This is a genomic window from Lentzea sp. NPDC037011 (assembly GCF_055607425.1).
In genome coordinates this window covers 1-21,611 of record NZ_JBVJRT010000019.1, presented here as the reverse complement: position 1 = coordinate 21,611, position 21,611 = coordinate 1, and the positions used below count along the sequence as shown (strand labels likewise).

At 70.9% G+C, this 21,611-nt stretch carries 27 protein-coding genes and 2 pseudogenes; 15 read left to right on the top strand and 14 right to left on the bottom strand.

Annotation, left to right across the window (positions count from 1 at the left end):
* Nucleotides 1-141: 141 nt before the first annotated feature.
* The 3 genes and pseudogenes from ACZ7CH_RS37735 to ACZ7CH_RS37725 all read right to left on the bottom strand — a co-directional run.
* Entirely contained in the window at nt 142-768 is a 627-nt protein-coding gene (locus ACZ7CH_RS37735; protein WP_360397789.1) for a class I SAM-dependent methyltransferase, read from the bottom strand.
* Entirely contained in the window at nt 765-1,472 is a 708-nt protein-coding gene (locus tag ACZ7CH_RS37730) for an aminotransferase-like domain-containing protein (protein WP_470376125.1), read from the bottom strand. Before ACZ7CH_RS37730 ends, ACZ7CH_RS37735 begins: the two co-directional genes overlap by 4 nt.
* 32 nt (nt 1,473-1,504) lie before the next feature.
* A pseudogene (locus ACZ7CH_RS37725) lies at nt 1,505-1,834 on the bottom strand (PLP-dependent aminotransferase family protein); the annotation flags it as partial.
* A 73-nt stretch (nt 1,835-1,907) separates the two neighbouring features.
* Here ACZ7CH_RS37725 and ACZ7CH_RS37720 point away from each other — a divergent pair.
* The 3 genes from ACZ7CH_RS37720 to ACZ7CH_RS37710 are packed head-to-tail and all read left to right on the top strand — an operon-like array spanning nt 1,908 to nt 3,620.
* Complete coding sequence (locus ACZ7CH_RS37720; protein WP_360397785.1) at nt 1,908-2,363, top strand: GyrI-like domain-containing protein; 456 nt, start codon at nt 1,908-1,910, stop codon at nt 2,361-2,363.
* Nucleotides 2,364-2,396: 33 nt separating this feature from the next.
* Nucleotides 2,397-2,708, top strand: a complete 312-nt coding sequence (locus ACZ7CH_RS37715) for an ArsR/SmtB family transcription factor (protein ID WP_458430857.1) — start codon at nt 2,397-2,399, stop codon at nt 2,706-2,708.
* A 3-nt stretch (nt 2,709-2,711) separates the two neighbouring features.
* Nucleotides 2,712-3,620, top strand: a complete 909-nt coding sequence (locus ACZ7CH_RS37710) for an SRPBCC family protein (protein ID WP_470376124.1) — start codon at nt 2,712-2,714, stop codon at nt 3,618-3,620.
* A 259-nt stretch (nt 3,621-3,879) separates the two neighbouring features.
* Here ACZ7CH_RS37710 and ACZ7CH_RS37705 read toward each other — a convergent pair whose 3' ends face one another.
* The 3 genes from ACZ7CH_RS37705 to ACZ7CH_RS37695 form a co-directional block, all read right to left on the bottom strand.
* Nucleotides 3,880-4,806, bottom strand: a complete 927-nt coding sequence (locus ACZ7CH_RS37705; protein ID WP_470376123.1) for a hypothetical protein — start codon at nt 4,804-4,806, stop codon at nt 3,880-3,882.
* 420 nt (nt 4,807-5,226) lie between these two features.
* Nucleotides 5,227-5,436 carry a hypothetical protein gene (locus tag ACZ7CH_RS37700; RefSeq protein WP_470376122.1) on the bottom strand — a complete coding sequence of 70 codons (210 nt, stop codon included), beginning with the start codon at nt 5,434-5,436 and terminating at the stop codon, nt 5,227-5,229.
* Nucleotides 5,437-5,465: 29 nt separating this feature from the next.
* Nucleotides 5,466-6,527: a DNA polymerase IV gene (locus tag ACZ7CH_RS37695; RefSeq protein WP_470376121.1), complete on the bottom strand. Its 1,062-nt coding sequence runs from the start codon at nt 6,525-6,527 to the stop codon at nt 5,466-5,468.
* On the opposite strand from ACZ7CH_RS37695, the gene ACZ7CH_RS37690 reads away from it, so the two are divergent.
* Nucleotides 6,526-6,984, top strand: coding sequence for an NUDIX hydrolase (locus ACZ7CH_RS37690; protein ID WP_360397773.1), 459 nt, complete (start codon nt 6,526-6,528; stop codon nt 6,982-6,984). The two genes, ACZ7CH_RS37695 and ACZ7CH_RS37690, sit on opposite strands and share 2 nt — an antisense overlap.
* Here the strand turns inward: ACZ7CH_RS37690 and ACZ7CH_RS37685 are convergent.
* The 4 genes and pseudogenes from ACZ7CH_RS37685 to ACZ7CH_RS37670 all read right to left on the bottom strand — a co-directional run bounded on the left by ACZ7CH_RS37685 (nt 6,971) and on the right by ACZ7CH_RS37670 (nt 9,681).
* On the bottom strand, nt 6,971-7,741 hold the full coding sequence (locus ACZ7CH_RS37685; protein WP_470372475.1) for an endonuclease I family protein: 771 nt from the start codon (nt 7,739-7,741) through the stop codon (nt 6,971-6,973). The genes ACZ7CH_RS37690 and ACZ7CH_RS37685 overlap by 14 nt on opposite strands.
* Nucleotides 7,727-8,119 (bottom strand): annotated as a pseudogene (locus ACZ7CH_RS37680) (DUF6359 domain-containing protein); the annotation flags it as partial. The pseudogene ACZ7CH_RS37680 and the gene ACZ7CH_RS37685, both read right to left, overlap by 15 nt.
* A 71-nt stretch (nt 8,120-8,190) precedes the next feature.
* The gene (locus ACZ7CH_RS37675; protein WP_470376120.1) at nt 8,191-9,141 is read right to left on the bottom strand and encodes an NADP-dependent oxidoreductase; all 951 of its coding nucleotides are present in this window, start codon (nt 9,139-9,141) and stop codon (nt 8,191-8,193) included.
* A 42-nt stretch (nt 9,142-9,183) separates the two neighbouring features.
* Nucleotides 9,184-9,681 (bottom strand): DinB family protein, encoded by a 498-nt coding sequence (locus ACZ7CH_RS37670; RefSeq protein WP_470376119.1) that lies wholly within the window; start codon nt 9,679-9,681, stop codon nt 9,184-9,186.
* An 89-nt stretch (nt 9,682-9,770) separates the two neighbouring features.
* Here ACZ7CH_RS37670 and ACZ7CH_RS37665 point away from each other — a divergent pair, with 89 nt between their 5' ends.
* Genes ACZ7CH_RS37665 through ACZ7CH_RS37655 form a run of 3 tightly spaced genes read left to right on the top strand, consistent with a single transcriptional unit; the run spans nt 9,771 to nt 12,167 of the window.
* The gene (locus tag ACZ7CH_RS37665; protein WP_470376118.1) at nt 9,771-10,436 is read left to right on the top strand and encodes a YqeB family protein; all 666 of its coding nucleotides are present in this window, start codon (nt 9,771-9,773) and stop codon (nt 10,434-10,436) included.
* Nucleotides 10,424-11,020, top strand: coding sequence for a TetR/AcrR family transcriptional regulator (locus tag ACZ7CH_RS37660; protein WP_360397765.1), 597 nt, complete (start codon nt 10,424-10,426; stop codon nt 11,018-11,020). Before ACZ7CH_RS37665 ends, ACZ7CH_RS37660 begins: the two co-directional genes overlap by 13 nt.
* 4 nt (nt 11,021-11,024) lie before the next feature.
* Nucleotides 11,025-12,167: a cysteine desulfurase-like protein gene (locus ACZ7CH_RS37655; protein ID WP_360397763.1), complete on the top strand. Its 1,143-nt coding sequence runs from the start codon at nt 11,025-11,027 to the stop codon at nt 12,165-12,167.
* Between the two features lies 1 nt (nt 12,168).
* Here the strand turns inward: ACZ7CH_RS37655 and ACZ7CH_RS37650 are convergent, their stop codons facing one another.
* Nucleotides 12,169-13,770: a hypothetical protein gene (locus ACZ7CH_RS37650; protein WP_470376117.1), complete on the bottom strand. Its 1,602-nt coding sequence runs from the start codon at nt 13,768-13,770 to the stop codon at nt 12,169-12,171.
* 98 nt (nt 13,771-13,868) lie between these two features.
* Here ACZ7CH_RS37650 and ACZ7CH_RS37645 point away from each other — a divergent pair, with 98 nt between their 5' ends.
* Entirely contained in the window at nt 13,869-14,057 is a 189-nt protein-coding gene (locus ACZ7CH_RS37645) for a hypothetical protein (protein ID WP_360397759.1), read from the top strand.
* Nucleotides 14,044-14,970 (top strand): YihY/virulence factor BrkB family protein, encoded by a 927-nt coding sequence (locus ACZ7CH_RS37640; protein WP_458430847.1) that lies wholly within the window; start codon nt 14,044-14,046, stop codon nt 14,968-14,970. The genes ACZ7CH_RS37645 and ACZ7CH_RS37640 overlap by 14 nt, the downstream gene beginning before the upstream one ends.
* Here the strand turns inward: ACZ7CH_RS37640 and ACZ7CH_RS37635 are convergent.
* Nucleotides 14,941-15,321: a hypothetical protein gene (locus tag ACZ7CH_RS37635; RefSeq protein ID WP_360397755.1), complete on the bottom strand. Its 381-nt coding sequence runs from the start codon at nt 15,319-15,321 to the stop codon at nt 14,941-14,943. The genes ACZ7CH_RS37640 and ACZ7CH_RS37635 overlap by 30 nt on opposite strands.
* 62 nt (nt 15,322-15,383) lie before the next feature.
* On the opposite strand from ACZ7CH_RS37635, the gene ACZ7CH_RS37630 reads away from it, so the two are divergent.
* Nucleotides 15,384-16,100 (top strand): GNAT family N-acetyltransferase, encoded by a 717-nt coding sequence (locus ACZ7CH_RS37630; RefSeq protein ID WP_470376116.1) that lies wholly within the window; start codon nt 15,384-15,386, stop codon nt 16,098-16,100.
* A 90-nt stretch (nt 16,101-16,190) separates the two neighbouring features.
* Nucleotides 16,191-16,988: an EI24 domain-containing protein gene (locus ACZ7CH_RS37625; RefSeq protein ID WP_470376115.1), complete on the top strand. Its 798-nt coding sequence runs from the start codon at nt 16,191-16,193 to the stop codon at nt 16,986-16,988.
* 18 nt (nt 16,989-17,006) lie between these two features.
* Here ACZ7CH_RS37625 and ACZ7CH_RS37620 read toward each other — a convergent pair whose 3' ends face one another.
* Both ACZ7CH_RS37620 and ACZ7CH_RS37615 read right to left on the bottom strand, forming a co-directional pair.
* A complete protein-coding gene (locus tag ACZ7CH_RS37620) occupies nt 17,007-18,956 on the bottom strand; it encodes a beta-propeller domain-containing protein (protein WP_470376114.1) in 1,950 nt (649 codons plus the stop codon).
* 76 nt (nt 18,957-19,032) lie between these two features.
* The gene (locus ACZ7CH_RS37615) at nt 19,033-19,848 is read right to left on the bottom strand and encodes a S1 family peptidase (protein WP_360397747.1); all 816 of its coding nucleotides are present in this window, start codon (nt 19,846-19,848) and stop codon (nt 19,033-19,035) included.
* Nucleotides 19,849-20,016: 168 nt separating this feature from the next.
* On the opposite strand from ACZ7CH_RS37615, the gene ACZ7CH_RS37610 reads away from it, so the two are divergent.
* The 4 genes from ACZ7CH_RS37610 to ACZ7CH_RS37595 all read left to right on the top strand — a co-directional run.
* Nucleotides 20,017-20,391, top strand: coding sequence for an FKBP-type peptidyl-prolyl cis-trans isomerase (locus tag ACZ7CH_RS37610; protein ID WP_360397745.1), 375 nt, complete (start codon nt 20,017-20,019; stop codon nt 20,389-20,391).
* A gap of 146 nt (nt 20,392-20,537) precedes the next feature.
* Nucleotides 20,538-21,065: a YbaB/EbfC family nucleoid-associated protein gene (locus ACZ7CH_RS37605; RefSeq protein ID WP_458430843.1), complete on the top strand. Its 528-nt coding sequence runs from the start codon at nt 20,538-20,540 to the stop codon at nt 21,063-21,065.
* Nucleotides 21,066-21,097: 32 nt separating this feature from the next.
* A complete protein-coding gene (locus tag ACZ7CH_RS37600; protein WP_360397741.1) occupies nt 21,098-21,406 on the top strand; it encodes a type VII secretion target in 309 nt (102 codons plus the stop codon).
* A partial coding sequence (locus tag ACZ7CH_RS37595; RefSeq protein ID WP_470376113.1) for a hypothetical protein occupies nt 21,406-21,611 on the top strand: 206 nt, incomplete at its 3' end. The genes ACZ7CH_RS37600 and ACZ7CH_RS37595, both read left to right, overlap by 1 nt.

Below are 21,611 nucleotides of genomic sequence, written 5' to 3'. Positions count from 1 at the left end.
CGATCACCGCGGGGGCGAGCGGGTTGTGCCACGTCCACGACCCGGCGTTGCAGTGCGGCGCCCTCACCAAGCGCGGCGTGCCCTGCGCGATCGCGACCGGCGGTGGCCGCTGCGAGCACCACCAGGACGCGCTCGAACTGTTCAGCTGAGCAGGTCGTAGCAGGAGTGCACGGCGGGCTGACCCGTGTAGTTCGGGCCGGCCCGGTCGTCCGCGCCCAGGTAGCGGAACGGCAACGCCGGCCGCCCCTCACCGGCGAAGCTGATCAGGCGTTTCCGCGTGTCGTAACCGAATCCGGCCGCGCGCAACGCCTTGGTGAGCACACGGCCGTACGGGCTGCCGTCGGCGCGACGCACGCTGGCGACGTCGAAGTTCGCCACGAACCGGCCACCGGGCGCCAGCCACGACACGGCGCGGGTCAGCACGGCGAGCTTGTCGCCCACGTAGTGCAACCCGTGCACGCACGTGACGAGGTCGACGGCCGCCGCGGGTTCCCACTCGTCGACCGGCGCCACCACGAACCGCAGCCCCGGGCGTTCCGGCACGTGGTGGTCGACCAGGTCCACGCCGGTGATCGCCACGTCGGCGCGTGCGGCCTCCGCAAGCGCTTTGCCCGAGCCGCAACAGAGGTCGACCCACCTCGTGCCGGACGGCAGCCGCAGGTCCAGGCCGAGCTCGCGGCGGTACCCGGCGAGGCCGCGCTCGCGGTTCATGGCGCAGTTCGCCACGACCGACGAGCGCCACAGCGCCTCGTCGTCGAGCAGGCTCACCGCAGCACCCCGGCGAGCCGTGACATTCCCTCCGCGATCTCCTCGGGAGTGTTGGTGGTGAAGGACATCCGGAACGTCGCGTGGTCCGGTGTCGTCGCGAAGAACGGCGCTCCCGGAACGAACGCCACGTCGTGCTCCAGCGCCTCCATCAACAGCACCGCGCTGTCGACCTCGCCTGGCAGCCGCAGCCACACGAACATGCCGCCGTCCGGGTCGCTCCACGTGGTGCCGTCCGGAACGGTCGCGGGCAACGCGTCGATCATCGTGTCGCGCCGCCGCCGGTACTCCGCGCACAACGTCTTGACGTGCGCGTCGAGGTCGTTGCGCGCCAGGTAGATCGCCGCGGCAGCCTGGTCCACAGTGGACGTGTGCAGGTCGGCTGCCTGCTTCACGACCACCAGCGTCCGCAGCAGGTCGCCTGGAGCGCGCAGCCAGCCGAGCCGCATGCCGGGCGCGCCGATCTTCGATAAGCTGCCCAGGTAGATCGTTCGATCGCTGATGGATGCGAGCGAGGCGACGGCGTCGCCGCGGTACCGCAGCTCGCCGTACGGGTCGTCCTCGACGACCCAGAGGTCGTGCGCGGCGGCGATCTCGGCGACCTCGGCGCGGCGAGCGGCGGACAGCGTGCGGCCGGTCGGGTTCGCGAACGTCGGGACCAGGTAGAGCAGCGAGGGGCGATGCGGGCTCCCGCCAGCTGGAAGCATTGCAACGCAGCCAAATACGTCGGTTCCTCCACCGCGACGACGGCGCCGGGCTCCAGCAGTGCCGTCGCGACCAGCGTGAGCGCCTGCTGCGAGCCGGTGGTGACGAGGACGTCCGATGTGGGCAGTCCGCGCGCCGTCAACCGTTCGGCGACTAGGCCGCGCAGCGTGGAATTTCCTTCTGTCGGGGCGTATTGCAGCACCGAGCGGTCCCGCAACGCCTCGTCGTAGGCGGCGCGCAGACCGTCCAGGTCGAACAGTTCCGGAGCGGGAAGCCCACCGGCGAAGGAGATCACCTCGGGGCGGGACGTCAGCGCGAGGAGGTCGCGCACCGGGGAGCTGGCGACGTCGAGGACGCGGTGCATGACCGCCACGGTAACCGCGCGGCCTCCAGCGGATCGCAGATTTTTTGTCAGGGGTCCTGGCTAGTTTGGACCCATGGACATCGAAACCCGGGAAGAGCAGCCATATGCGGCGATCAAGGACACGGTGACGCAGGAGACGTTCGGCAAGGTCGCCGACCGCTTCGCGGACGTCATGCAGTGGCTGGCCGACCGCGAGTTACCGATCCTCGGAGCCCCGTTCTTCCGGTACTCACGCGTGACGGGCACCGAGTTCGAGGTGGAGGCCGCCATCCCCACCATCGCCGAGGTGCCCGCGAACGGCGACGTGTTCTGCTCGACGCTGCCCGCCGGCCGGTACGCCGTGGAGGCGTACGAGGGCCACCCGGACGGCCTCGCGGAGGTGACCGGGCGGCTGCTCGCGCGGGACCTGCCGTTCGACCGCGACGGCGACCGCTGGGGTGCGCGTCTGGAGACGTGCTTCACCGACCCCGCTGTGCAACCCGACCCGACGAAGTGGACGACGGAGGTGGCCATCCGCTTGGCTGACTGACCACAAATATGCCTCATAGGCTATATTGCTGGCATGGCATCTACCTTCGCCGTGCTGGCGGATCCGAGTCGCCGGGAGATCCTCGACCTGCTGCGTGAACGCGAGCGGCCGGTCGGCGACCTCGTCGACCGGTTGACGCTGACCCAGCCGACCGTCTCGAAGCACCTGAAGGTGCTGCGGGAGGCCGGTCTGGTCGAGGTGCGCACCGACGCCCAACGCCGCTGGTACCGGGTCAACCCGCGCCCGCTGGCGGAGGTGGAGGCCTGGCTCGCGCCCTACCGCGCGATGTGGGAGGAGAGCCTGGACGCGCTGGAACGCCGGCTCGACGAGATCGAAGGGGACTGACCCGTGGACGCCGAACTGCGGATGATCGAGGGCAAGCCCGTCCTGCGCTTCGAGCGCCGGCTGCGGCACTCGCCGGAGAAGGTCTGGCGGGTCGTCACCGAACCGGCCGAGATGAAGCACTGGTTCCCCGCCGAGGTCACCCTCGACGGCCGCGCGATGCGCTTCACGTTCCCGGACGCCGCCCCGGTCGACGCCGACGGCGGCGAGGGCGAACTGCTCGAGTCCGACCCGCCGAAGGTCTTCGCGTTCCGCTGGCACAACGACGTGCTGCGCTTCGAGCTCCTGCCCACCCCCGACGGCTGCCTGCTGGTCTTCACCGCGGTCATCACCTCGAAGCTGTCCGCGGGCCGCGACGCCCCCGGCTGGACCACCTGCCTCGACGCCCTGGTCGCCCACGCAGACGGCACGGAGTTCAAGCCCCCGACCGAGCACCTCGCCCGCATCGAGCACCACATCGCCGAGTTCGGCCTCGACGAGGGCACCGACACCCCGGCCGGCATCGTCTTCGTCCGCGACCTCGTCTGGATCCCGCTGCACGACGTCTGGTCCGTCCTCACCGAGGGCACCACCGTCACGGTCCCGCCCCGCGCCGCGCACCACGGCATCACTCCCGGCCGCCTGACCCGCGCCGAGCCCCCGCACCTCCTGGAGTACGAGTGGCTCCACGACGGCACGCCGCAGGGCGTCGTCCGCTGGGAGTTCACCCATGAACACCTGCAAGGCACCACGGTCACCCTCACCCAAGAGAACGCCCACGGCCCCGAAGCACTCGCCGCCTGGCACGTGCACATGGAACTCTTCTTCGCCGCCACCCAGGGCGACGTCCGCTGCCCTTGGCCCACCGACCGCGAACAGGAGCTGACCCACCGCTACGCCGCCCGCCAGCCCGCCGCCGATCACCCGGTCGAGTGAAGCTTGTCCTGATTCCCTCAGAGCGTCGTCTGTCAGATGTCCGAAACCCACACCCTCCACCGCCCCGCAGACAAGGAACGCGGGAGGGGCGGCAGCGACAGCCTCACTTGCGATACCCACGGGCCTGCGACGGTCACCGGCCTGCTCGATGCTCGAACTCGCCGGACGCCCACCAGGCCAACCGGTCGATGCCGAGCGACGCGCGGGTGGCGGGCCGCCCGATGGAACCCCCGCAGGATCCGGACGGGCCGACGACGGCTCAGTCCGCCGAGCCGTGGAGCATCGCGAGCCGGTCCACGCCCACGCCGCTGATCAGCAGCCGTTCCTTGCGGTTGCCGAGCAGGCGCTGGGTCCAGTCGACGAAGCCGCCGTCGCCGATCTCCTCGCCGTGCAGGTAGACCTTGAAGCACAGGCCCTGGTAGTAGCCGGGGGTGCGTGACGGGTCCGCGGGCAGGTCGCCGCGCAGTGCCTCGAAGCGCGGGTCCAGCACGCTCACCCGCACCTCGACGTCGCCGCACGCCTGCCGCAGGAACGCGACGTGCTCGGCGAAGGCCTCGCGTTCGAAGGCGAGGGAGCCGCGGTCGCGGCCGGCCGTCACCGCGCCGAACAGCGTGAAGTGCGCGAAGCGTCCGGCGCCTTCGAACTGTTGGGCGCGCACGACGCGTTGCACGGCCGCCAGCCGAACGACGTCCCCGTGGGGTGCGGAGAGCTCGGTGCGTGCGGGCGAGTCGACGCGTGCGGAAACGTTGGCGCGTGCGGAAAAGTCCGGACGGGCCGCAGCGTCGGCGCGGCGCACCGCCGCTTCCAGGGCGAGCGCGTTGGTCGGGTCGGCGGCCACTTCGGTGCCGCGCACGGTCGAGAGGACGTTGTTCTGGTCCACCGCCGCGACCGCCGAGCAGGTTCCGAGCGGCACGACCGGCGCGAGGCCGACCACCGAGAACGACGGCGGAAGCGCCGCGAGCAGGCGGTCCTCAAGAGCGCGAAGGGCAGCGAAAGGCACGGCGTAAGGCGCCACGAAGCGGTCTGTGCGGTAGCGGCGCAGGACGTCGGCTGGGGAGAGCGCGTCCGCGCGGCGGTGCATCAGGGCGAGGAGGGCGGTGGTGAGTTCGCTGCCGGGGAGGCGGGTCAGGGCGTCGAGCACCGCGGGGCCGCCGAGGGTGCGCAGGACGCGGGTGAGCGGGGTCATGGGATCAATGGTCCCCATCGGGGCCAATGGATTTGAGGTGGCCCATATGGATTTGAGGTGGCCCATGAGGTCGTGGCGTGGACAGCCTGGAGATGCGGCGCGCGGCTGGAGCGGATCGCGATCTGGTCGTCACGGCAGCGGGGACGCGACTGACCTGGCGGCTGAACGGCCGGGGTCACCACGCCGTTCGAGACGGCGGTCGCGGTGCGTGGGCCGCGCACGCGGCGAAACGCTCGCTTGTCGCCTGCGCAGGAGGAAATCACGATCCGCATTCCAGCGGAACATCAGACGGGCGCGTCATCGAAACCGAGGGCGAGAAAGCAACAGCGGAGAAGATCCGGAAAGCGGCCGAACAGTTCCGCACCCCAGAACGACGGCTAGCGGTTCGACAACCACTTCCTGGTGCAGAAACCGGATGGGTCAGGCGGCGAGTGCGGCCTGGCCGGCCGTGGTCAGTGCGGCGGGGCCGGGGGTGGCGCTGATCAGGCCCGCGGTGGTCAGGCGGGTGCCGATGAACTGGTCGGTGCAGCCGAGGCCGTCGACGAGGAGTGCGGTGCCGGAGAGCTGGCAGCGGCCGGCGGCGACGGCGCGCAGAACGGCGCGGTCGCGGTGGGACAGTGTGGCGATCATCTTCTTCTCCTTGCGGGTAAAGCTTCTACTTACTCATACGTCGAAGAAGAAGGCGTTGGTTCGACCTCATCGGCAGAGAATTCTGCGCGAACGCCCAGGAGGCGTACCGGGCGGTTGTGGTCGAAGCAGGCGAGGACGGTCAGGGCGGCGTCGGCCAGGTCGTGAGCGGAGGACGTCGGCGCGGGCAGTTTCATCGAGCGGACGTTGGTGAAGAACGGTGCGAAGCGCACCTTCACGCCGATGCGCACGGCTGGGCGGCCTTCGGCGACCACGTCCGTGGCCACCTCGTGGGCCAGCGCCACGACCTCGCGACGGATGTCGTCCAACGACGTCAGGTCCTGTTGGAACGTCTTCTCGTGCGAGCGGGACTTCACCACCCACGGCGTTGCGCTGACCACGGTGTCGCCGGCGCCGAGTGCGATCGTGCGGAAGTACGGGCCCATGCGCGGGCCGAAGCGGGCGGCCAGTGCGCCGGGGGCGGCGGTCGCGAGGTCGGTGACGGTCGTCAGGCCCAGTTCGGCGAGTTTGCGGGCGGTTTTCGCGCCGATGCCCCACAGCGCGGACGTGGGGCGGTGGCCCATGACCTCGGCCCAGTTCGCCTGGACGAGCTGGAAGACGCCGGCCGGTTTGCCGAAGTCGGTCGCGAGCTTGGCGCGCAGCTTGTTGTCGCCGATGCCGACCGAGCAGTGCAGGCCGGTCGCGGACAGCACCGCCGCCTGCAGGGACCGGGCCAGCTCGAAGGGGTCGGTGACCGAGGCGCCGACGAACGCCTCGTCCCAGCCCGCCACCTCGACGACCACGGGGAATGAGCGCAGCACCGCCATGACGTCCGCGGACGCCGACTCGTACAGGGCGTGGTCGACGGGGAGGAACACGGCGTCGGGGAGCTTCTTGAACGCTGTCCGCAGCGGCATGCCGGAGTGCACGCCGAACGCGCGCGCTTCGTAGGACGCGGTGGCCACGACGGCGCGTTCGGCCGGGTCGCCGTTGCCGCCGACCACCACGGGTGTGCCGCGCAGCGACGGGTCGCGCAGGACCTCCACCGCCGCGATGAACTGGTCGAGGTCCACGTGCAAAACCCAGTCCGCCATGCTGGACAGTGTGAAACGGTCCGCCGGAATCCTCCTGTTCAGGAGAACGTCGCAGCTGGAAGTCCTGCTCGGGCACATGGGCGGCCCGTTCTGGGCGCGCAAGGACGCGGGCGCGTGGTCCGTGCCGAAGGGCGAGTACACCGAGGACGAGACGCCGGAGGCGGCGGCGCGGCGCGAGTTCACCGAGGAGCTCGGGCTGCCGGTGCCCGAGGGGGAGCTGGTCCCGCTCGGGGAGGTCAAGGGGTCCGGCAAGGTGATCACGGTGTGGGCGCTGGAGGGTGACCTCGACCCCGCGCAGGTCACGCCGGGGACGTTCGAGCTGGAGTGGCCGCCCAGGTCGGGGCAGCGCAGGACGTTCCCCGAGGTGGACCGGGTCGAGTGGTTCGGCCTGGACGAGGCGAGCGCGAAGATCGTCTCCGCGCAGCGCCCCTTCCTCGAACGGCTCAGCTCCAGATAGCGGCGACCCACTCCGGGTGGTCGATGAACGGGTTGCGGTTGTGCTGGAAGCGGTCGTAGATCAGCTGGTTGCGGCGCTGCTCGAACGCGTCCGGCGGGTCCTGCCGGTGCCACTGCAGCAGGACCGACAGCTTGCCGTGGTAGGGCTGCGTGCCGTTGTTGACCGCGTCCCTCATCTCCAGGTCGGGGAAGCCGTCGGTGCCTTCGTAGCGCACGGCCATGTAGAACAGCATGCGCGCGACGTCGCCCTTCACGGCGTTGCGGGGCTCCCACGAGTCGGCGTCGCCGTAGTTGCCGGGTGCTTCGGAACGGGCGGTGCCGCCGTTGTCGAAGTCCTTGTTGCCGCGGTCGGCGTTGACGGACACGTCCTCCGGCCGCAGGTGGTGGACGTCCGTGCCGGGGCCGGTGGCGGTGCCGAAGTCGCCGTGCGACTTGGCCCAGACGTGCTCGCGGTTCCAGTCGTCGGCGTTGCCGCCGTTGGAGCTCTTGGACTGCGAGCGGCCGCTGTAGAGCAGGACGACGTTCGCGGGGTTGGCCGGGTCCTCGTCGGTGACCTTCAGCGCGTCCCAGACCTGGTCGTAGCTGAGCTTGGTCTGGTTGCGGATGATGCCGTTCAACGCCGACTTCAGCGCCGGGCCCGTCTTGCCCGCGGCCGCGGCGTAGTAGTCACCGCTCGGCGGCGGCGATGTCGTCGTTGTCGTCGAGGTCGGCGGCGGTGTCGTGGTGCCGGCGAACGCGAACGCCGTGGACGAGGTCAGGCCGGCGTGCGAGAAGTACGCGCTCAACGAGCCCGTCACGTCGACGAGCCGGCCCATGAGCGACGGGTTCGTCTTCAGGCCCCACGCGGACCGGAACGACGACGGGACCTGCACGTAGACCATGCGCGACGTGCCGGTCTCGGCCGCCGTGTCGGCCAGTGCGAGCGCGTAGTCGCTGGGGAACCCGGAGCGGACGACGGTGGTGGTCGCGGTGGGCTGGCCGACGACGTATCCCCTGACCGTCGCGGACGACCCGTTCTGCTGGCTGATCGCCTGCGCGACGGTGAGCGGTGCTGCCGCGGTCGCGGCGGTCGCCCCGTACAGGCCGACCGCCGCCAACAAGCCGATGACTAACGCGAGCGGACTCCACCGTGCCATTCGCACTCCCCGATCGTGTGGATGTTGTGCACACGATCAGGGCTGTGGGTCAACGGACGGTAAACGCAGTGTCACGGCACCAGGACGACCTTGCCGGTGGTGCGCTTCGACTCGACCAGTTCGTGCGCCTTCGCGGCCTCCGCGAGCGGTACGACGTGGTCGAGCCGGACCCGCAGCGGGGGCAGTGCCGCGAGGTCGGCACCCGACGCCGACACGCTCTCGAACAGCTCGAACCGCACTCCGAGCTCGGCCGCGCGCTCGGCGGAGAACCCCGGGTTGCCCGGGATGATCGACACCAGCACCCCGCCGGGCTTCAGCACGGAGGCGGACCGCTCGGCGTACTCGCCGCCGATCGTGTCGAACACCACGTCGACCGGGTCGATCGCGGTGAAGTCCTCGTGCCGGTAGTCGATGACCTCGTCCACGCCGAGGGAACGCAGGAAGTCGTGCTTGGCCGCCGACGCCGTGCCGATCACGTGCGCGCCGCGCGCCTTGGCGAGCTGGACCGCCACGTGCCCGACGCCGCCCGCGGCCGCGTGGACCAGAACGGTCTGACCAGCCGACAGACCGCCGCGTCCGGTCAGGGCCTGCCACGCCGTCAGCGCCACCATCGGCACCGCGCCCGCCTGTTCGACGGTCAGCCACGACGGCCGCGGCGCCAGGTCGGCGGCGTCGGCCACGACGTGCTCGGCGTACCCGCCGCCGGCGCCGGGGAACGGCAGCAGCCCGAACACGTCGTCCCCGACCGCGAACCCCTCGGCGCCGTCCCCCAGCTCCACGACCGTCCCCGCGACGTCCCACCCGAGCGTGAACGGCGGCTCCCCGAGCGCGGGGAACCCGCCGGCGCGGACGTAGGTGTCGACCGGGTTGACGCCCGCCGCACCCACCTGGACCAGCACCTGACCCGGACCGGGCACCGGGCGCGGCACCTCCGCGACCTCCAGCACGGACGCGTCGCCGACGGTCTTCTGCGTGATGACTCGCATGTTCTCCCCTTCGATGCTCTCGACGGGGATCATCATGCAGTTAGCGCAAACTATTAGTAAGTAGGCACCTTGTGGTGACTACCGGCGGAGGTACAGGTCGCGCAGCAGCGCGATCTCCGCGGCGTGGTGGATGAACTCGCGGTTGATGTGCAGCACGAGCGCACCGAACGGCAGGTCCGGGAACGGCTCCGCCGGACCGCACGGCACCGTCAGGTCCGCCTTCGCCGCCCCCGCCTGCCACCGCGCGAAGGCCTCGTCGAGCTGCCGCAGCGCCTCGTCGGCGGTCGTCGCGTACGACCAGGTCAGGTAGTCGGCCGGCGGTCCGCCGAAGTGCGCCGCCGAAAGGGCGTTGAGCACTCCGACGACGACGTGGGCCATCCGCCACGCGATCGTCGTGACCGGCGCGGGTTCCGGCACGGGGTGCTCCCAGTCGATCGATCCGTCGCGGTGCACCGTCCACGCGCCGGGCACGGGCTCCCAGAAGTACTCGTCGTCGGTCAGCCCGTCGAGCCGTGCGCGCAGCTGGTGGCGCCAGTGCCAGTCGAGCTGGTCGGTCAGCTCCTTGTTCCAGTCCATGCCCGGACGCTAAGACCGCTTGCGGACAACCACCGCCCTGAAAGCACCACGACATTCATAAACCGAGCGCTCGATATAGTATTGGGCGCATGACGACGGTGCAGGAGACCGCGGCGGTCCGGTACGGCATGTGGGTGCTGTGCCCGGCCATCGGTGCCGCCGCGGTCTGGGGGCTGAAGCTGGCGGCGAACTGGGTGGCCGGCCTGAGCTGGTTCCCCTTCCAAGGGGTGTTCAGGCTGGTCACGGAGCTTCCCGAGCCGTGGGTGACGATCGGTGCGCCCGTGGTCGGCGCGGGGCTCGGGTTCGTGTTCGCGCTGATCTGGGCCGCGGACATGCTGTCCGTGGACGTCGGGCACGACCGGGTCGCGCTCCACAAGGACGACAGGAGCTTCGAGTTCACCCGCGCCGAGGTCGAGTCCGCGTTCAGCGAGGGCAGGCAGCTGGTGCTGCTGGGAACGAACGGCGCTGAGCTGGCCCGGGAGAGCACGGACATCTCCGCGAGCAGGCTGGAACAGGCGTTCACCGGCCAGGGCTACCGGTGGCGCGACGCCGACCCGTTCGCCGACGACTTCCGGCTGTGGGTGGAGGACACGCCCGGCCTGTCGCCGGACGTGAACGCGCTGCTGGCCGCACGCAAGAAGGCGATCACGCGGTACGAGCACGGCGAGGCCGCCGAGCTGGCGCGGGAGGTCCGCAAACGCGGCGTCTGCGTCAAGGACAGGAAGAAGAGGCAGTACTACCGGTGCGCACCGTAGACCCGGCGAAGCACGCGCGGAAGAAACGGCACATCACCGACACCGCGGCCGGCCTGTTCGCCGAGAAGGGCTTCGAACGCACGACCGTCGCGGACATCTGCCGGCGGGCGGGCATCAGCACGGGCAGCCTGTTCCACTACTTCCCCACCAAGCGCGCGATCTTCGAGGAGATCTTCGAGCAGGACGGCCAGGACAACGCCGAGGTGTTCGCACAGGCGCGCGCGCTCACGCCGTGGGAGGGCGTGCAGCTGGTCGTCGAGCACCTCGCCGCACCGGCCATGGACCGCGTGGTGGCCGGTCTGGTGCTGGAGGTCGTGGCGCAGGCGAGCCGCGACCCGGAGCTGTCCGCGCTGATCAGCCGCAACGAGGTGGTGGTGCGCGACGAGCTCGCCGCGCTGCTGCAACGGGCCCACGACGAGGGCCAGGTCGTGCTGCCGGTGAGCGCGCGGACCGCCGCGAGCTGGGCGCAGGGCCTGGTCGACGTCCTCTACACGCGGCTCGTCGACCCGGACTTCGACCCGGCCGAACAGGTGACGACCCTCCGGTTGATCCTTTCCCGTTTCCTGGGTGCTGCCGCACCATGAGGGCATGGCTTACGACGTCGCCCGAGTCCGCTCCCACTTCCCGGCCCTGCGGGAGGGCGCCGCGCACTTCGACGGCCCCGGCGGGTCGCAGGTGCCGGACGTCGTCGCCGACGCCGTCCGCGACACGCTGCTCAGCGCCGTGTCGAACCGGGGTTCGGTCACGGCGGCCGAACGCAGGGCCGAGGAGGTCGTGCGGACGGCGCGCCGCACGATGGCCGAGTTCCTCAACGCCGGCAGCATCGTGTTCGGCCGCAGCATGACCCAGCTGACCTACGACCTGGCCCGCACGCTCGCGAAGAACTGGCGGCCGGGCGACGAGATCGTCGTGACCAGGATGGACCACGACGCGAACATCCGGCCGTGGGTGCAGGCGGCCGAGGCGGCACGGGCCACGGTGCGGTGGGCGCCGTTCGACCGGGCCACCGGTGAGCTGCCGGTGGAGGCGGTGACGAACCTGCTGTCGGACCGCACGCGGGTCGTGGCGGTCACGGCGGCGTCGAACCTGCTCGGCACCCGGCCCGACATCCAGGCCATCGCGAACGCCGCGCACGAGATGGCCGCGTTCGTCTTCGTCGACGGCGTGCACTACACCCCGCACGTGCCGGTGGACGTCGAGGAGCTCGACGCCGACTTCTTCGTGTGCTCGCCCTACAAGTTCCTCGGCCCGCACCTGGGGGTGCTCGCGGCGGCACCGGAGCTGCTGGAGACGCTGCGGCCGGACAAGCTGCTGCCCTCGACGAACACCGTGCCGGAACGGTTCGAGCTCGGCACGCTCCCCTACGAACTGCTGGCCGGCACGACCGCCGCCGTGGAGTTCATGCGCACCCTCGACGGCTTGGAGGAGCACGAGCTGAAGCTGCGCGACCAGTTGGAGAACGGGCTGCTGGAGCTCGGCGCCCGTGTCTACAGCAAGGCGGCGAACCGCACTCCGACGGTGCTGTTCTCGGTCGACGGCCTGGAACCGGCCGAGGTGTACCGCAGGCTCGGCGCCGAGGGCGTCAACGCGCCGGCCGGCCACTTCTACGCGCTGGAGTGCTCGCGGTGGCTCGGCCTCGGCGACAAGGGCGCTGTGCGCGCGGGCATCGGCCCGTACAACGACGAGTCCGATGTGGACCGTCTGCTCAAGGCCGTCGCACGACTGCGTTGAGTCAGACGAAGAAGAACAACCCGATGTAGCCGAGGCCGACGAACAGCGACGCGTTCAGCTTGCGCGTCACGTTCTCGTGCCGGTGGAAGGCGATCAACGCGCGCGCCCGCGCCCCCATCACCTTCTCGCCCGCCTCGGGGTCGGGCAGCTGCGGTGTCGTGATCACGTCGCCGGTCGGGCCGAACGCGAGCATCAGCTGCGGGCCTGACCGGCGCACGCCGTGCAGCTGCTGCCACGGCACGCGGTAGCTCCAGATCCCGGTGTAGAGCACGACCGCGCCGGCGTCCAGGCGCAGCAGCGGCTGGAACCGGGTCACCGCCGACACCGCGCACTGCATGCCCAGCAGTCCGAGCACGACCCAGTCCGGGTAGTGGTGCACCGCGACCAGTGCCCCCACGGCGGCCAGCGCCAGCACCACGCCCTCGACCAGTCTGCGGTCACCCGGCCAGATGGCGTGCGGCAGCTCGACCGGCGCGGTCCCGGTGACCGGTTCGCCGGGCAGGTGTGCACTGTGGACGATGTGCCGCGGCCGCACGCGGGTCAGCGTGGTGGTCGCCACGACCTCGCCCTCGACCACGACCGCGACCTGCCCGCCGTGGTGCCACTCGCCCGCGATCACGACCTCCGCCGGCTCGTGCTGCGCCGGCGGCGGCTCCTCGCCCCGCCACACCGCGCCGAACTCCTCGGTGTCGTGGTACAGCGGCTCGTCCAGCCCGAGATCGGTCATCACCGCGACGGTGGCGACGTCTTCCCTGTTGTACCGCAACAGAATCCGGCGCACGGTCAGCGGGTGCGCCTGCACCCGCACCGCCGTGACCGGGCCGGTCCACAGCGAGCGGCGGCGCCGTTCCCGCGCTGCGAGCATGATTGCGAAGAACACCGCGGCACCGCCGAGCGTGAGCCACCAGGTGACGTCCTCCGGCTCGGCGACCATCCGCACCCACGGGCCGTCCGCGAGCACCGGCACCTTGTCGCCCACCTGGTAGCTGTCGGGGGCGAGCGGTTCGAACGCCGTCCGCTGCCCCTCCGGCAGCTCCACCCACACCTGGTAGGCGTCCTTGACCTCGACCACCTCGGCGTCGACCCGGCTGGCCTGCGCGACGTGCCCGGCGACCTCGTCGGAGCTCAGGTCGTACTGCACGAACGTGAGGAAACCGAACAGCACCAGCAGAACGGCGACGATGCGCAGCACCCCGCGCGGTGGCGGCATGTCCGGCAGGGTCACCACCACCGGGCCCGCCGCCTGGCGCTGGTCCGCGCGCGACCGGACCGTCAACGCCGCGACGACCGCGCAGGCCGCCGCGTGCAGCCCGAACGCGATGTTCGCCGTCGGGTCGTTGTCGAGCGCGAGCTCCATGACACCGAACAGCACGCCCATCGCGCACCCGGTGAGCACGCGGCCGAACAGCAACAGCAGCGGTGCCGCCAGCAACGGCACCACGGCGAGCGCGAACAGCGGGTCGGGCAGGCAGGGCCGCGCCGTCGTGCACGGAGCCTCCCCCGCCGCACCGGAGACGACGAACGCGAGCACCCAGCCGCCGACCAGCCCTGCCTTGGTCACCCACCACGGAACCGCTGCCGCGTGCCAGCGCTGGACATCCATGTGCGGATCATGGCACGACCATTGCTCCGAACGGTGTGGTTCACCACCGGTCGAGTGGGTATCCGCAGCTCACATCGACCCATGAGGTGGAGGATCACATGCTGGCAATAGCCGCCGCAGTGGCGTTCGGCCTCGCCCTGCTGTTCGATCTCGCGAAGATCTCGCTCGGCAGCGTCGTCACGCTGAACACGCTGGTGACGCTCGGCCTGTTGCTGGTCGCGCTGCACCTCGCCGGCGTCGGCACGGGTACGCGATCGTTGAGCTGGCGGCGCCGTGCCCGCAGGTAAAGCGCCGGAGAGCCCCGCCAAGCTGCCCAAGGGCGCTTGGTGGGGCGTTCTCAAGCGCACGGTCAAAGAGTTCAACGACGACAACCTGACCGACTGGGCGGCCGCGCTCACCTACTACGCGGTGCTGTCGCTGTTCCCCGGTCTGATCGTCCTCACGTCGGTGCTCGCGCTGCTCGGTGAGACGACGACGCAGGAGCTGCTGAAGTACGTCGACGAGGTGGCGCCCGGCGAGGCCGGCGACCTGATCAAGTCGTCGATCCAGGAGCTGCAGAACAGCCAGAACGCCGCCAGCGTGCTCGGCATCGTCGCCCTGCTGACGGCGCTGTGGACGGCGTCGGGGTACCTCGGTGCGTTCATGCGGGCCTGCAACGCCATGTACGACGTGCAGGAGGGCCGGCCGTTCTGGAAGCTCGTGCCGTTGCGGCTCGGGCTCACCCTCGGCTCGGTCGTGCTGATCTCGCTCACCCTCGGCGCGCTGGTGCTGACCGGCGGGGTCGCGGACACCGTCGGCGACTGGCTGGGCCTGGGCGACGCGGTCGTCACCGTGTGGGACGTCGTGAAGTGGCCGGTGATCCTGCTGCTGGTGAGCCTCGCGTTCGCGGTGCTCTACTGGGCGGCGCCGAACGTGCGGCAGCCGGGCTTCCGCTGGGTCACGCCGGGCAGCCTGCTCGCGATCGTGCTGTGGGCGCTCGCGACCGTCGGTTTCGCGATCTACGTGGCGAACTTCGCGTCCTACAACAAGACCTACGGCTCGCTCGGTGGCGTGATCGTCTTCCTGGTGTGGCTGTGGATCTCGAACATCGCGGTGCTGCTGGGCGCCGAGTTCGACGCGGAGCTGGAACGCGGCCGCCGCATCGAGCAGGGCGAGGACCCGGAGAAGGCCTCACCCGAGCCGCGAGATCTCCCGGGGTAGCTCGGCCTTCGTCGCACGCCACTCGCCGTCCGGGCCGGCCTCGATGCGCTCGGTGCCGTCGTTGGGCACCACCACCCACAGCTGGTCCGCCGACGACAGCCACACCACGCCGATGCCGTCGGCCCGGTGGCTGGTGGCGTACTCGTAGGACTTGCGGAACACGTCACCGCCGTTGCGGTCGGTCACCCGCACCTCGCTCGCGCTCTCGGCGTGCGCGACGAACTTGCCGCTGGGCGAGGTCTTCGGCGCGCCGGGGCTCGCGAACCGGTCCTGCCGGTCGTCACCGCACGCCGTCAGCACCAGCAGCAGAGCGAGGACCGCGGTGGCAAGACGGGAAAAGCGGTGCGTCATACCGCCAAAGGTAGCTAGCGTGATCAGCCGTGTGGGACGTTCTTGAACGATTTTACGACTCTGTGGCCCGACCGGGATCTCGCGTTGAGGAACACGGCGAGCTGACGCTGTTCCTCCAGGCAGGCGACGGCTACCCGTACTACGCGCGGCCGCGGTTCCCCGGCGGGCGCCCGTCGGTGGCCGACGTGCTCGCGGTGCGGGAGCGCCAGCGGTCGCTGGGCGTGCCGGAAGCGCTGGAGTGGGTGCACGAGACGACACCGGACCTGCTCGCCGTGGCGCGGGAGGCGGGGATGGACGTGCTGCAGGCGCCGCTGCTGGTGCTCGACCCGGCCCGGCTGCCGGAGCCGCACCCGCACGTCCGCGTCCTGGGCACACGACCGGCCGAAGTCACCGCGGTGGCGGCGCTGGCGTTCTCCTCACCGGGCACCGCCGCGGGCGAGACCGGTGCGGCCGAACGGGACGCGGCGCTGGCGGAGGCGGGAACCACCTCGGCGGACACCCGGCACCGGCACGCCGTGGCCGACCTGCCGGGTGAGGGCGTGCTCGCGGTCGGCACCGCGCAACGGGCCGGTGACGTGGTGGAGGTCGTCGGGGTCGGCACGCTGCCCGCGGCACGGCGCCGCGGTCTCGGCGGTGCGGTCACGGCGGCGCTCGCACGCGACGCCCTGGACCGGGGTGCCGGCCTGGTGTTCCTGTCGGCGGCCAGCGAGGAGGTCGCCCGCGTGTACGAGCGGGTCGGGTTCCGCCGGATCGGGACCGCCTGCATCGCGTCGGCCTGAGCGGCCCCGCGGTCTCGAAAAGGTCCCGAACGCACCCTTCGTCCCGCATCCGGCGCCTCCCGCCGGGGCGGGCCGACTACCCTCGTGCGCGTGATCAAGGACTTCGGTGCCGGTTTCGGACTGCTCCTGCGCGGCTTCCGGCTGGTGTTCAGCTCGCCCAAGCGGGTGCTGGTCGGGGCGCTGCCCGCGGTGCTCACCGCGGTGCTGATGATCACCGGCTGGACCCTGCTGTTCACCAACATCGACTCGGTCGCCGGGTGGCTCACCGGGTTCGCGGACTCGTGGAGCGAGACCTCGCGCAGCGTCGTCGAGGTCGCCGTCGGGATCTCCGTCGTCGTGGTGACGCTCGGGTTGAGCGTGCTGCTGTTCACGGCCATCACGTTGATGATCGGCGGCCCGTTCTACGAGTACATCGCCGAGGAGGTCGAGGACGAGCTCGGTGGTGTACCCGAGGCGGAGCAGGTCGGGTTCTGGCGCGGGTTCGTGGTCGGGTTGCGCGGCACGCTGCTGCTGGTCGGTACCTCGGTCCTGTTCGCGGTCCCGCTGTTCCTCGGCGGGTTCATCCCGATCGTCGGGCAGACGCTGATCCCGGTGCTCGCCGTGTGCATCAACGGCTACCTGCTGGGCATCGAGCTCACCGGCATCCCGTTCACGCGCCGCGGCCGGACGTTCAAGCAGCGCCGCAAGCTGCTCGCCACCCGCCGTTCGCTCGTGCTCGGCTTCGCGGTGCCCACCTACCTGCTGTGCCTGATCCCGCTGGCCGCGCTCGTCGTGATCCCGGCGGCGATGGCCGGTGGGACCGTGCTGTCGCACCGGCTGCTGTCGGGTGAGCAGGCGGTGCGGCCCGCCGGACCGGTCGGACCGGCGGGACCGGGGTACGTCGCCTAGGGCGCTCGCTCGGAACGGTCAGAACGGCAGCCAGGCCTGCTGCGCGAGCCCGTTGCGCGCGACGACCTGCACGCCCGCGGCCGACACCGACCACAGCTGGTCGCCGATCACGATGGTGCGCCGCGCTCCGCCGTACTGCTGCGTCTGCGGTTCGGTGATGCGGCCGGTGTCGCGCAGCTGGTCGCCGTCGACCCTGAGCACGACGGAGGTGGCGTTCTGGGCCGACCTGTAGGTCGTCACCGGGACCACGAGCGTGCCGTCCTGCGGCCAGAACAGGAACGCGTGCGGGTCGTACTGCGCCTCGGAGCTGGAGTCCGGTAGGTGGAACTGGGCGAGCCGCTGCGGTGCCGCGGGGTTGCGGACGTCGAACAGCGACACCTGGGTGCCGGTCGTGCGGCCCTGCTCGGTCGCCTCCTGGCCGACGCCGATCAGCCTGCCGTCGCCCGCGGGGTGCAGGTAGGCGGAGAAACCGGTGATCTTCAGCTCGCCGGTCACCCTGGGCCGCACCGGGTCGCTGAGGTCGAGCGTGTAGAGCGGGTCGGTCTGGCGGAACGTGACGACGTAGCCGGTGCGGCCGATGAAGCGGACGCTGTAGATGCGCTCGCCCTTGCCGAGCCCGTCGACCCGGCCGACCTGGGCCAGCTTGTCGCCGTCGCGGCGCAGCGTCGTGACGGCGCTCTGGGTGGGCGGGGGCTGCGGGCTCCCGGCGTCGCCTGCCCGCCAGCAGCACCGCGACGTGGTGCCCGAGGTCGTCGCGACGCGCAGCACGCCCTCGTGCTCGGACAGCGAGTACTGGTTCAGCAACGTGCCGGGGACCTCACCGGACGCGACGTGCTTCGGCGGGCCCGCCTGGCCGATGTCGAACTGGTGGATCGCCGTGGTGACCGGGCGCGGGACGCCCGGCCGGTCCGGCAGCTCGGGCAGCAGCCGGTGGTCGTCGGCGATGTAGAGGGTGCGGTCGGTGCCGTAGACGGTGTCGCCGTCGGCCACGATCGACACCGGCTGACCGGTGCCCAACCGCCCGGACAGCTCGAACGTCAGCACGGTCAGCATCGACGACGCCGCGTGCACCGCGGGGTGGCTGACGTTCGCGCAGTCGACCAGGGTGCCGCTGGTCTTCGCGCCGTCCTGGACGAGCTCGTAGCGCGGCAGCCAGGACGTGATCGGCTCGTTCTGCAGGATCTCCCGGTTGCGCCGCAACGCACCCGCGTCGTTCGTCGTCTGGTCCGGGTAGACCCACGGCAGGCGCGGCGAGGAGCGGACGACGACGCGGGCGGTGCCGCCGACCTGGCGGGCGTCGAGGTAGCCGCCGTCGGTCTTGAGGCTGCCGATCTCCTTGAGCGCCTTGAGGTCCACGAGCACGATCTCGCTGCCCTCCAGCGCCCCGGGCGGGTACGGGCGGGCGTCGGGTGCGAAGCCGGCGTCGTGGATGGGAACCGGGTTCTGCACCACCAGCAAAGCGCGGTCGCCGGACACCAGCAGCTGCGTGGCGTGCCGGTCGCCGAGGTCGAGCGTGCCGGACAGGGAGCGGCTCGCGACGTCGACGACGCGCAGCTTGCCGTCGGCGATGGAGATGACGCGCCTTCCGTCCGTCTTCACGAGGTCCGGCTCGTCGACGCCCTTCTCGTGGACGTTCGTCGTGGAGTGGCCCTGCTGCTCGGCGGGCGGTGTGGCGGCCTTCGGCACGGCCTCGCGTTGCGCGACACCGGCCGAGGAGTCCGCGGCCATGCCCTCGGCGGCGGTCAGCGGGAAGTTCCGCCTCCCGCCCAGCCCGAACGCCGTGACGTAGGGGGCCATGGCGGAGCGCAGCTCCTCCACCGCGCCCTCGCAGGAGTCGTACGCGACCAGGCGCACCGGGCCGTGGTCGACGATCGGCGCGGGGAAGGTCTCGTCCCGCACGGCGGAGCTCGCACAGACCCCGGTCACGGCCACGACGGCGGCGCCGGCCAACAGCTTTCTGCCGTTCATGCCACCAGGACGGAACGAGGACCGGAAGGGGTTGCTCCGTCGTCGCGGCAACCCCTTCCGGCGTTCTCGGGGTGAGCTAGGAGTTGATCTGCTGCTGGATCTGCGTGGCGTAGGTGGAGACGCGCGCGTACACGCCGGGGTAGCCCGCGGACGCGCAGCCCTCACCCCACGACGTGATGCCGATCAGCTTGCCGCCCGCCACCAGCGGGCCACCGGAGTCGCCCTGGCAGGTGTCCGTGCCGCCCTGCGCGTACCCGGCGCAGACCATGTGCGTGGCGTTGAAGTCGCTGCCGTACGAGCTGCTGCAGCTGGAGCTGCTGGTCAGCGGCACGGTGGCCTTGAGCAGGTAGCGCGAGGCCGAACCGCCGCTGGAGGTGGTGCCCCAGCCGAGGATCGTGGAGCTGGTGCCGGCCGCGTACAGGGCGCTGTCGGCGGAGGTGGCGAACTTGATCGGGGTCTGGCTGAGGTTGCGGTCGAGCGTGAGCACCGAGACGTCGTAGCCGCGGGTCACGTCGGTGTAGCTGGGGTGGATCCAGATGCGCGTGACGCGGGCGACGGTGCCCGCGGTGGAGTTCTTGTCGTCGCGGCCGGCCACCACCCGCACCGCCGAGGCCGAGTCGCCCTCGGTGCAGTGCGCCGCGGTGACGACCTTGTTGGGCGCGACCAGGGTGCCGCCGCAGTACTGGAAACCGCTGCTGGTGGCCAGGTACACGACGAAGGGGTAGGTGGACGTGCTGGCGCGCGTGCCGCCGACGATCTGCGCGCCGAGCTCGCCGTCGGTCACCGGAGGGGTCGGAGCTGCTTCGGCCGCGCTGATCGCCGCCATCGGCAGCGTCGCCGCCACCAGTGCCGCGCCCAGCCATGACCGGAGGCGGTGCAGGGTTGCCGCCATGATCATCTCCTTCTTCTGTTGTGCTCCCGGTGCAGAGCCGGGAGTTCTTCAAGGATCAACAGGGTTTTACGAGACGGGCAAGGGCCGGTCCGCGTAGGCCATTCGGCCGTCCGACCACACGCGTGATTGGATCGGGCGCGAACAACCCCGTTCCGAGAGGAAGTTGTGATGGCCCCCACGAAGCCCGAGGTCGACCCGCACGACGGCCCGGCGCCGGCCGACCTGCTCATCCAGGACATCACCGTCGGTGACGGCGAGGAGGCCACGCCCGGTCAGCGCGTCGTCGTCCACTACGTCGGCGTCTCGCACTCGACGGGCGAGCAGTTCGACGCGTCCTGGGACCGCGGTGAGCCGTTCATGTTCCCGCTCGGTGGCGGCCGCGTCATCCAGGGCTGGGACCAGGGCGTCGCCGGCATGAAGGTCGGTGGCCGCCGCAAGCTCGTCATCCCGCCGCACCTGGGCTACGGCGCCCGCGGCGCCGGTGGCGTGATCAAGCCCAACGAGACGCTGATCTTCGTCGTCGACCTGATCAAGGTCGGCTGACGCACCTCGGCCCCTGATGGCGTTCCACTGGTCCGTCCAGTGGAACGCCATTGGTCTGCGCAGCCGATTTGCTCCACTCGTGGAACGGGACCACCCCCGGCTGCGTCATCCTGTCAGTCCGCCACCGCAGTAGGAGGGGAACCACGGTGCCAGAGGACATCGCCGGGTCGGAGCAGATGCTCGCGGGCTGGGAGAAGAACGTCCAGGAGCGCGCAGCCCGCTACCAGGAGATGGCGACGCGCGTGCAGGGGATGACGATCTCCGAGCGGTCCTCCGACGGCGCGGTGGAGCTCACCATCGGGTCCAACGGCATCCTGCAGCACCTGGTGATCAACGAGTCCGCCGCCGGCCGCCGCATGGCCGAGGTCAGCGGCGAGATCATGAAGCTGCTGCAGCGCGCGCAGTCCCGCATCCCGGAGCTGCTGCAGGCCGCGATGGCCGAGACGATCGGCACCCAGGACGAGACCGCCAACGTCCTGTTCAACGAGGCCAAGAAGAACTTCCCGGCACCGCCCGCGGAGGACCCGCCGGCCGCGCCGCAGCACCGCAACGAGCTGAGCTTCCGCGTGGAGGACGACGCACCGCCGTCCCGTCCCACCCCGCCACCACCGCCGCCGCGCCGCCGTCCGCCTTCGGACGACGACGACTTCGGCGGGGAGTCCGTGCTCTCCTGATCCTGTCCGCTGCTCGAACTTGAGGGGGTTCGATGACTTCCGGTGGTTTCAACGTCACGTCCGACGTCCTGGAAGCGCACGTCAAGGCGCTGCAGGGCCTCCAGGGGAGGCTGCAGGGAGCCGTCGACGCGGCGAACACCGTGTCGATGCCGACCGACGCGTACGGCATCATCTGCCAGCCGTTCCGGATGCTGCTTGACCCCGTCGAGCAGTGGGGCATGGACGCGTTGAAGGGCGTCGCCGAGGCGATGGACGCGACCGCCAAGCGCATCGACGAGACCGCGAAGCACTACCAGGCGGTGGAAGACTCCATCGTGCGGACCCTCCAGGGCGGAGCCTGATGTCGTCACCCAACCCGCTGGTGGCCCAGGCACCTGCTGAGCCGTCGGGTTTCTTCAACGCGGGCACCGGCGACAACGACTGGGCCACGGGCATTTCCATCGCCGAGTCGGCGATGGACACGTTCAACGGCATCAAGGACGGCAACTGGATCGAGGGTGGCCTCGGCATGGTCGGCCTGGTCGCCGACGCCGCCTCGATGGCGAT